Genomic DNA, 9,916 nt, shown 5'->3' with positions numbered 1-9,916 from the left:
TTGCAACTAACAGCATTCAAAACTCCCTCTTCTAGAGAAACAGAAACTTCACTCCAACAAGAGTTAAAAATAGATTTCACCCTGCTACTAATAGCACCATCTAGTACCGATAAAAAATCTAACAACCTATCTCCAGCTAATGGCTCTGTACTATGGTCAGTGGAATCAGACAATACTTGAATGCTAGGAAGAGCGCGTATAAAATTAGGGCGGTGCTTATAATGATACTTACCAAGGCACTTGAATAAAAAACTATCTTCACACATCACCTTATAGGTCAAGTACCAAATGGCCCGTCCAGTTATAGTAAGTTTGCCACTCACATCTGATGGTAGTTGCTTGGCTACCATACTCTTGTAAGTACGTCTAGCAAAAGCATCCATCTTAAAAAAGAGACATTCAATTACTCGAACAGCATCAGGAGATAGCATAACACCCATCGAATTCAAAACATCCGAATCAATAGTAAAAGCTGAAGAAGAAATAGAAGTACCACGTTTCAGAGCAGGAGCTTTGCCTTTACTACTAGTACGCAACACCCCCTTATCTTCAGGTGGTGTTACAACTGTAGAGACAGCACTAGTAGCAGACACGTTACCAGGTTGATCTCTACAAAAAAGCGATTTAACAAATACAGATCTCAGATTTTGATCCTTACCCTTACCCCTATTACTCACCCCTTTACCTACAGAAGCAGGTAAAGTAGTAACCTTAACTTGCTGCAAATCATCACCCTGTACAGTTCCTCCCTTGGTGCCACCATCATCCTCATTATCAGGATCACCATTAGAGGCAGTAGCACCACTAGTTACAGATGATACAGGATACATAACAAGCTCTCTTTACATTTATTATTTGTCATCTATATTATTTTTAGTATCGACCCACACACAAACACTACAGAAAAAAGAGAAGTAAGTACAGTCCAACAACCAAATGCACTCAGCACCACAAATAGGAACTTAATCAGAGACAAAGTCGTACATTATCACTACTGTGCCTCAAGTTATTATACTTCAATCAACGCAGACGAATTATCACATACACAGTAAAAACACCACCTCGCCCGCAATACTCGCTTGTATATAGATTAAAAACAAAAATTTACATACAAATAACCATTAATTGCATAAACATGCACCAACATGCAGACATAGCGCCGCCATTGTCTAACCAAAAATAGAACAAATGTCCTACATTAAAAATAGCAAAACAAATTCAAGCAACACAAACAAGGACAAGGACAAACAGTACGGCAGTTAACCATCAACTAACATGACACAAATACGGCACTTACATGCACTACAACTTACGTGACATACACCCACGCTACATGACATACAATACCACTATATTTGGTACAAAAACCATACAAACTTAACAATCGTGCATCGCATGCAACCGAACTCCTAATGTATCTCCCGGTATACAATTTTGTTATGAATTATTCCTTCGTTAAACTAGGATAAATTATGCATAAAATAAAAAATTCACAAATGAAAAATCACGTGATGCTAATAATAAGAAAGTAAGACCAATTCTTAGCAATTAACTATTCCTTTTCCTTTTACGTCCTCTCGATCTCTGAACACCACCGCGACGTGAAGAAGATGACCCTCCTCTACCACCTCTAGACCCACTAGATTCACCGGCAGGTGGTGGTGAAGGTGGCAGCCCTCGATTCAGCAATGCTGCCAATCTCGCTCCCACATCATCAGCAGTAGTATCGGTAACAGCAGCCACTAGCGGAACATTACCAATATCAACAGGTGTAGAAGAGGAAGGTCCAGCAGAGGTGCCACTACTCATAGGCACCTCAAAAGGCTCATCAACTAATTGCATAATAAATGCTTTCTTAAGTCCATAAGAGTACCTAGAAGAACTACTACCAGCTGCCGTGGAAGATTTACTGACAGAAGCAGAAACAGGGATTGAAACTACTGGCTGCTCAGATGAGGACACAGCAGTTGATTCACCTACTGAAGCTCCCAACGACGCAGAAAGAACACCTTCCGCAGTTAATTCAATTTCTCCAGTCAATACGGGTGACTCTGGAGAGGAAGAAGACAAGGAAATATCTGCATCTAATCCTGCCGAAGATGGAGATGAAGATAAAGATAAAGATGAAGATGAAGGTTCAATCGAAGGTGAAGAGGGAGGAGAAAGTGAATCATCCTCTGCCCCCATAGACGCATAAACAGTATCAACTGCGACCAACTCTTTAGCTGATGGTGACAAAGGGGGAGGAATATCAGAGGCTACTACCAGATCAGATTCAGGTGCAGGCAAAGGTGAAAAAGAAGATGAAGGTTCAACAGATAATTCATCTCCAACTACCGAATCAGAAGCAACACCTTCCGCGACCGAGACTAAAACATCCCCACTAATTATCAAAAAAGAATCGCCAGAGAGAGTTGGCATAGCAACAGACTCAGTAACAGAAGGAGATTCAGCACCAGGTAATACTACAGAAATAGAAATAGTATCAGCCACAGATACACTACAAGATTGATCAGAAACAGTTGGAGTAGCAACAGACTCAGTAACAAGAGTCAAAGAAGATTCAGGTTGAATCTGGAGCTGTAAAGTTAATTCAGGCTGAGACTGAAGTTGTGAAAGAGAGGCAACTGAAGAATGAGTAAGATTAGTAGTATCAATCACTGACCCCTTCTTACCCTTCACGCGTTTACTACTACTCTCTGATGTCTTACTCTCACTTATCGCACGTCTTTTCGCACGTACCTGAGCATTTTTTTTGTTATATACTCGAGCAATTGAAAATGCTACTACAGGAATACCAGCAACATCGAGGACTCTAATAAAATCCCCACAACTAACATCACTCAATGATCCATCTTCTAGTTCGGCAAAAACTTTATCAGTTATTTTATTCCATAACGAATCAAATATACACTCCACCGTCTTATGAACGACGCTATCTAATTCCGATAAAAAACTTAGTAACTCACCTCCAATTAATTGAACTAACCTACAATCAGAAGAACTTGATAGTACTCTAACACCATCAAGAGCACGTATAAAGCTAGGACGATACTTAGAATGATATATACAAATGGACCTATGCATAAATCTATATAGATGCTGTTCCCTATAGGTTTTGCACCAGATAGCTTTCTCAATCACCGAAAGTCCACCACCCAAAGTCTCTAGGATGTATCCTCGTATCGAAAGCAAGAAAGAATGTTTGAAAGATCTATAAATGTCATGGAGGAGCTGAAGAACTAATTTAGCACTATCAGGATGTAACTTAACTCCCAGCAAATCAACACATTCATTAGAAGAAGATCCATCATCAGAATCTACAACAGGAGAAGGTAGAATTAATTCAGAAGGTGTACCAGGAGCCTCCATTAATGGCAAAGAAGATCCTAATTGTGACTCAGATTGAGAGAGGACAAAAGGTGACAACCCAGGGTTAGACTGAAGTGATAATGATTGAGAACTGGAAGGCAAAGGACGCGTAAGGCCTATAACACTAGTTTCTGATGTCGCACAGTCATCAATGCCTTTATTTCTTTCACGTTCTGCGCTGGCTGCTATCATTGCCGACAGTACCAATGGAGGAATGACCTTAATTTCTGATGTCGTACATTTATCAGTGCCTTTACTTCTTCCACGTCTTGCCTTGGTTGCTGTCATTGCCGATAATGCCAAATGAGGAATGCCGGCAGTGTCTAGAACATCTATAAGATCTTTGCAACTAACAGCATTCAAGTCCCCCTCTTCTAGAGAAACAGAAACTTCACTCCAACAAGAGTTAAAAATAGATTTCACCCTGCTACTAATAGCACCATCTAGTACCGATAAAAAATCTAACAACCTATCTCCAGCTAATAGGTCTGTACTATGGTCAGTGGAATCAGACAATACTTGAATTCTAGGAAGAGAGCGTATAAAACTAGGGCGGTGCTTATAATGATATTTACCGAGGCACTTGAATACAAAACTATCTTCACACATCACCTTATAGGTCAAGTACCAAATAGCCCGTCCAGTCACAGTAAGTTTGCCACTCACACCCAATGGTAGTTGCTTGGCTACCATACTCTTGTAAGTAAGTCTAGCAAATGCATCCATCTTAAAAAAGAGACCTTTAATTACTCGAATATCCTTAGGAGATAGCATAACACCCAGTGAATTCAAAACATCCGAAACTGACCCCTCACCCTCCGCGCGTCTACCACTACTCTCTGATGTCCTACTCTCACTTATTGCACGTCTTTTCGTGCGTACCTGATCATTTTTTTTATCACGAACTTGACGAATTGAAAATGCTACCACAGGAATACCAGCAACATCGAGGACTCTAATAAAATCTCCACAACTAACATCACTCAATGATCCATCTTCTAGTTCGGCAAAAACTGTACCAGTTATTTTATCCCATAACGAATCAAATATATACTCCACCGTCTTATGAACGACGCAATCTAGTTCTGATAAAAAACTTAGTAACTCACCACCAATTAATTGAACTAATCTACAATCAGAGGAACTTGATAATACTCGAACACCATCAAGAGCACGTACAAATCTAGGACGATGCTTAGAATGATATATACAAATGGACCTATGCATAAATCTATATAGATGCTGTTCCCTATAGGTTTTGCACCAGATAACTTTCTCAACCACCGAAAGTTTACTACCCAAAGTCTCTAAGATGTAGCCTCGTATCGAATGCGAGAAAGAATGTTTGAAAGATTTATAAATGTCATGAAGGAGCTGAAGAACTAATTTAGCACTATCAGGATGTAACTTAACACCCAATAAATCAACACATTTATTAGAAGAAGATACACCATCAGAATCTACAACAGAAGAAGGTAGGATTAATTCAGAAGATGTACCAGGAGCCTCCATTAATGCCAAAGAAGACCCTAACTGTGACTCAGATTGGGAGAGGGCATGAGGTGACAACCCAGAATTAGACTGAAGTGATAATGATTGAGAACTGGAAGGCAAAGGAAGCGTAAGGCCTGTAACACTAGTTTCTGATGTCGTACATTTAGCAGTGCCTTTATTTCTTTCACGTTCTGCGCTGGCTGCTATCATTGCCGACGATACCAATGGAGAAATGACATTAATTTGTGATGTCGTACATTCATCAGTGCCTTTACTTATTTCACGTCTTGCATTGGTTGCTATAACTGCCGATAATGCCAATGGAGGAATGCCAGCGGTGTCTAGAACATCTACAAGATCCTTGCAACTAACAGCATTCAAGGCTTCCTCTTCTAGAGAAACAGAAACTTCACTCCAACAAGAATTAAAAACAGACTTCAACTTGCTACTAATAGCACCATCTAGTACCGATAAAAAATCTAATAACTTATCTCCAGATAATGGCGCTGTACTATAGTCAGGGGAATCAGACAATACTCGAATACTAGGAAGAGCGCGTATAAAAGTAGGGCGGTGCTTATAATGATATTTACCAAGGCACTTGAATAAAAAACTATCTTCACACATCACCCTATAGGTCAAGTACCAAATGACCCGTCCAGTTATAGTAAGTTTGCTACTCACATCTGATGGTAGTTGCTTGGCTACCATACTCTTGTAAGTACGTCTAGCAAACGCATCCATCTTAAAAAAGAGACATTCAATTACTCGAATACCATCAGGAGATAGCATAACACCCAGTGAATTCAAAACATCCGAATCAATAGTAAAAGCTGAAGAAGAAATAGAAGTACCACGTTTCAGAGCAGGAGCTTTGCCTTTACTACTAGTACGCAACACCCCCTTAGCTGTAGTAATATCAGCAGTAGTTGAAGTAGTTTTAGTAACAGGCAGAGAAGATCCCGTATCTCCAGGTGGTGTAACTTTACTTCCTACAGGTCTTAAATTTTGAGCTTTACCCTTATCACCCCTCCTATTTCGAGCTCTACCCTTACCCCTATTACTCACCCCATTACCTACAGCAGCAGGTAAAGTAGTAACCTCAACTTGCCGCAAATCACCACCCTGTACAATTCCTCCCTTGGTGCCAACGTCATCCTCACTATCAGAATCACCACCAGAGGCAGTAGCACTTACAGATGATACAGGATACATAACAAGCTCTCTTTACATCTATTATTTGTCATCTATATTATTTTTAGTGCCGACCCGCACAAAAAATAAACCCCTGCTAACGGCAAACTCATAAAATTATGTGATGCTAATAATAAGAAAGTAAGACCAATTCTTAGCAATTAACTATTCCTTTTCCTTTTACGTCCTCTAGATCTCTGAACACCACCGTGACGTGAAGAAGATAACCCTCCTCTACCACCTCTAGACCCACTAGATTCACCGGCAGGTGGTGGTGAAAGTGGCAGCCCTCGATTCAGCAATGCTGCCAATCTCGCTCCCACATCATGAGCAGTAGTATCGGTAACAGCGGCCACTAGAGGAACATTATCAATATCAACAGGTGTAGAAGAGGAAGGTCCAGCAGAGGTACCACTACTCATAGGCACCTCAAAAGGCTCATCAAATGATTGCATAATAAATGCTTTTTTAGGTCCATGAGGGTAACTAGAAGAACTACTACTAGCTGCCATGAAAGATTTACTGACAGAAGCAGATACAGAGAGTGGCACTATTGGCTGCTCAGATGAGGACACAGGAGTTGATTCACCTACTGAATCTCCAGTCAATACGGGTGACTCTGGAGAGGAAGAAGAAAAGGAAATATCTGCATCCAATCCTGACGAAGATGGAGATGAACATAAAGATGAAGATGAAGATGAAGATGAAGGTTCAATCGAAGGTGAGGAAGGAGGAGAAAGTGAATCATCCTCTGCCCCCATCGACGCAGAAACACCATCAGCTGCGACCAACCCTTTAGCTGATGGTGACAAAGGTGGGGAAATATCAGAGGCTACTACCAGATCAGATATAGGTGCAGGTGCAGGCAAAGACGAAAAAGAAGATGAAGGTTCAACAGATAATTCACCTTCAACTACCAAATCAGAAGCAGCACCTTCCGCGACCGAGACTAAAACATCCCCACTAATGATCAAAAAAGAATCGCCAGAGAGAGTTGGCATATCAACAGACTCAGTAACAGAAGGAGATTCAGCACCAGGCAATACTACAGAAATAGAGATATCATCAGTCACAGATACACTACCAGATTGATCAGAAACAGTTGGCATAGCAACAGACTCAGTAACAAGAGTCAAAGAAGATTCAGGTTGAATCTGGAGCTGTAAAGTTAATTCAGGCTGAGACTGAAGTTGCGAAAGAGAGGCAACCGAAGAATGAGTAAGATCGGCAGTATCAATCACTGCCCCCTTACCCTTCACGCGTTTACTACTACTCTCTGATGTTTTACTCTCACTTATCGCACGTCTTCTCGCACGTCTTCTCGCACGTATTTGAGCATTTTTTTTATTATGTACTTGAGTAATTGAAAATGCTACCACAGGAATACCAACAACATCGAGGATTCTAGTAAAATCTTCACAACTAACATCACTCAATGATCCATCTTCTAGTTCGTAAAAAACTGCATCAGTTGTTTTATTCCATAACGAATCAAATATACACTCCACCATCTTATGAACGACGCAATCTAATTCTGATAAAAAACTTAGTAACTCAACTCCAACTAATGGCACTAACCCACAATCAGAGGAACTTGATAATACTCGAACACCACCAAGAGCACGTATAAAGCTAGGACGATATCTAGCATGATATATACAAATGGACCTATGCATAAATCTATGTAAATGCTGTTCCCTATAGGTTTTGCACCAGATAGCTTTCTCAATCACCGAAAGTTCACTATCCAAAGCATCTAAGATGTAGCCTCGCATCGAATGCGAGAAGGACTTTCTTAAGGATTTATCAATGTTACAAAAAAGCTGAAGAACTAATTTAGCACTATCAGGATGTAACTTAGCTCCCAACAAATCAACACATTTATTAGAAGAAGATACATCATCAGAATCTATAACAGAAGAAGATAGGATTAATTCAGAAGATGTACCAGGAGCCTCCATTAATGGCAAAGAAGAGCTTGATTGTGACTCAGATTGATAACCGGAAGACAAAGAATGCATAAGACCTGTAACATTAATTTCTGATGTCGTACATTTACCAATGCCTTTATTTCTTTCACGTTCTGCGTTGGCTGCTATCATTGCCGACAGTACCAATGGAGGAATAACATTAATTTCTGATGTTGTACATTTATCAGTGCCTTTAATTCTTTCACGCCATGCATTGTTTGCTATTTCCGATAATGCTAAATGAGGAATGCCGGCAGTGTCTAGAACATCTATAAGATCTTTGCAACTAACAGCATTCAAGACTCCCTCTTCTAGAGAAACAGAAACTTCACTCCAACAAGAGTTAAAAATAGATTTCACTCTGCTACTAATAGCACCATCTAGTACCGATAAAAAATCTAACAACCTATCTCCAGCTAATGGCTCTGTACTATGGTCAGCGGAATCAGACAATACTTGAATGCTAGGAAGAGCGCGTATAAAATTAGGGCGGTGCTTATAATGATATTTACCGAGGCACTTGAATACCAAACTACCTTCACACATCACCTTATAGGTCAAATACCAAATGGCCCGTCCAGTTACAGTAAGTTTGCTACTCAAATCTGATGGTAGCTGCTTGGCCACCATACTCTTGTAAGTACGTCTAGCAAATGCATCCACCTTAAAAAAGAGACCTTTAATTACTTGAACACCCTTAGGAGACAGCATAACACCCTGTGAATTAAAAACACCCGAAACTGACCCCTCACCCTTCACGAGTTTACTACTAGCCTCTGATGTCCCACTCTCACTTATCACACGTCTTTTCGCACGTACCTGAGCATTTTTTTTGTTATATACTTGAGCAATTGAAAATGCTACTACAGGAATACCAGCAACATCGAGGACTCTAATAAAATCTCCACAACCAACATCACTCAATGATCCATCTTCTAGTTCGGCAAAAACTGTGCCAGTTATTTTATCCCATAACGAATCAAATATATACTCCACCGTCTTATGAACAACGCAATCTAGTTCTGATAAAAAACTTAGTAACTCACCACCAATTAATTGAACTAATCTACAATCAGAGGAACTTGATAATACTCGAACATCATCAAGAGCACGTACAAATCTAGGACGATGCTTAGAATGATATATACAAATGGACCTATGCATAAATCTATATAGATGCTGTTCCCTATAGGTTTTGCACCAGATAGCTTTCTCAACCACCGAAAGTTTACTACCCAAAGTCTCTAAGATGTAGCCTCGTATCGAATGCGAGAAAGAAATTCTGAAAGATCTATCAATGTCATAAAAGAGCTGAAGAACTAATTTAGCACTATCAGGATGTAACTTAACACCCAATAAATCAACACATTTATTAGAAGAAGATCCACCTTCAGAAGATGTACCAGGAGCCTCCATTAATGCCAAAGAAGACCATAACTGTGACTCAGATTGAGAGAGGGCATGAGGTGATAACCCAAGGTTAGACTGAAGTGATAATGATTGAGAACTGGAAGGTAATGGACGCGTAAGTCCTGTAACACTAGTTTCTGATGTCGTGCATTTAGCAGTGCCTTTACTTCTTTCACGTTCTGCGCTAGCCGCTATCATCGCCGACAATACCAATGGAGGAATAACACTGATTTCTGATGTCGTACATTTAGCAGTTACTTTACTTCTTTCACGTCTTGCATTGGTTGCTATCACCGCCGATAATGCCAGTTGAGGAATGCCGGCAGTGTCCATAACATCTACAAGATCTTTGCAACTAACAGCATTCAAAACTCCCTCTTCTAGAGAAACAGAAACTTCACTCCAACAAGAGTTAAAAATAGATTTCACCCTGCTACTAATAGCACCATCTAGTACCGATAAAAAATCTAACAACC

The 9,916-nt window shown here is 40.1% G+C and carries 3 protein-coding genes; all 3 read right to left on the bottom strand.

Going from position 1 to position 9,916, the window contains the following annotated elements; genetic code table 11:
• The coding region (locus tag A6733_RS05750; RefSeq protein ID WP_141663468.1) for a hypothetical protein at window positions 1-830 on the bottom strand (830 nt) is incomplete at its 3' end.
• A gap of 718 nt (window positions 831-1,548) precedes the next feature.
• Window positions 1,549-6,081, bottom strand: a complete 4,533-nt coding sequence (locus A6733_RS05745; RefSeq protein WP_092460651.1) for a hypothetical protein — start codon at window positions 6,079-6,081, stop codon at window positions 1,549-1,551.
• Window positions 6,082-6,221: 140 nt separating this feature from the next.
• Window positions 6,222-9,916: hypothetical protein (locus A6733_RS09010; RefSeq protein WP_242641600.1), on the bottom strand; the 3,695-nt coding region annotated here is incomplete at its 5' end.

Origin of the sequence: Candidatus Ichthyocystis sparus (genome assembly GCF_900078745.1) — a bacterium.
Classification (GTDB): Bacteria; Pseudomonadota; Gammaproteobacteria; order Burkholderiales; family 2013Ark19i; genus Ichthyocystis; species Ichthyocystis sparus.
This window is presented reverse-complemented; position numbering and strand designations above follow the sequence as displayed.

What these genes read in the sequence shown, in the direction of transcription:
- A6733_RS05745 (WP_092460651.1), bottom strand. Translation starts at nt 6,081, where the DNA reads ATGTATCCTGTATCATCTGTAAGTGCTACTGCCTCTGGTGGTGATTCT.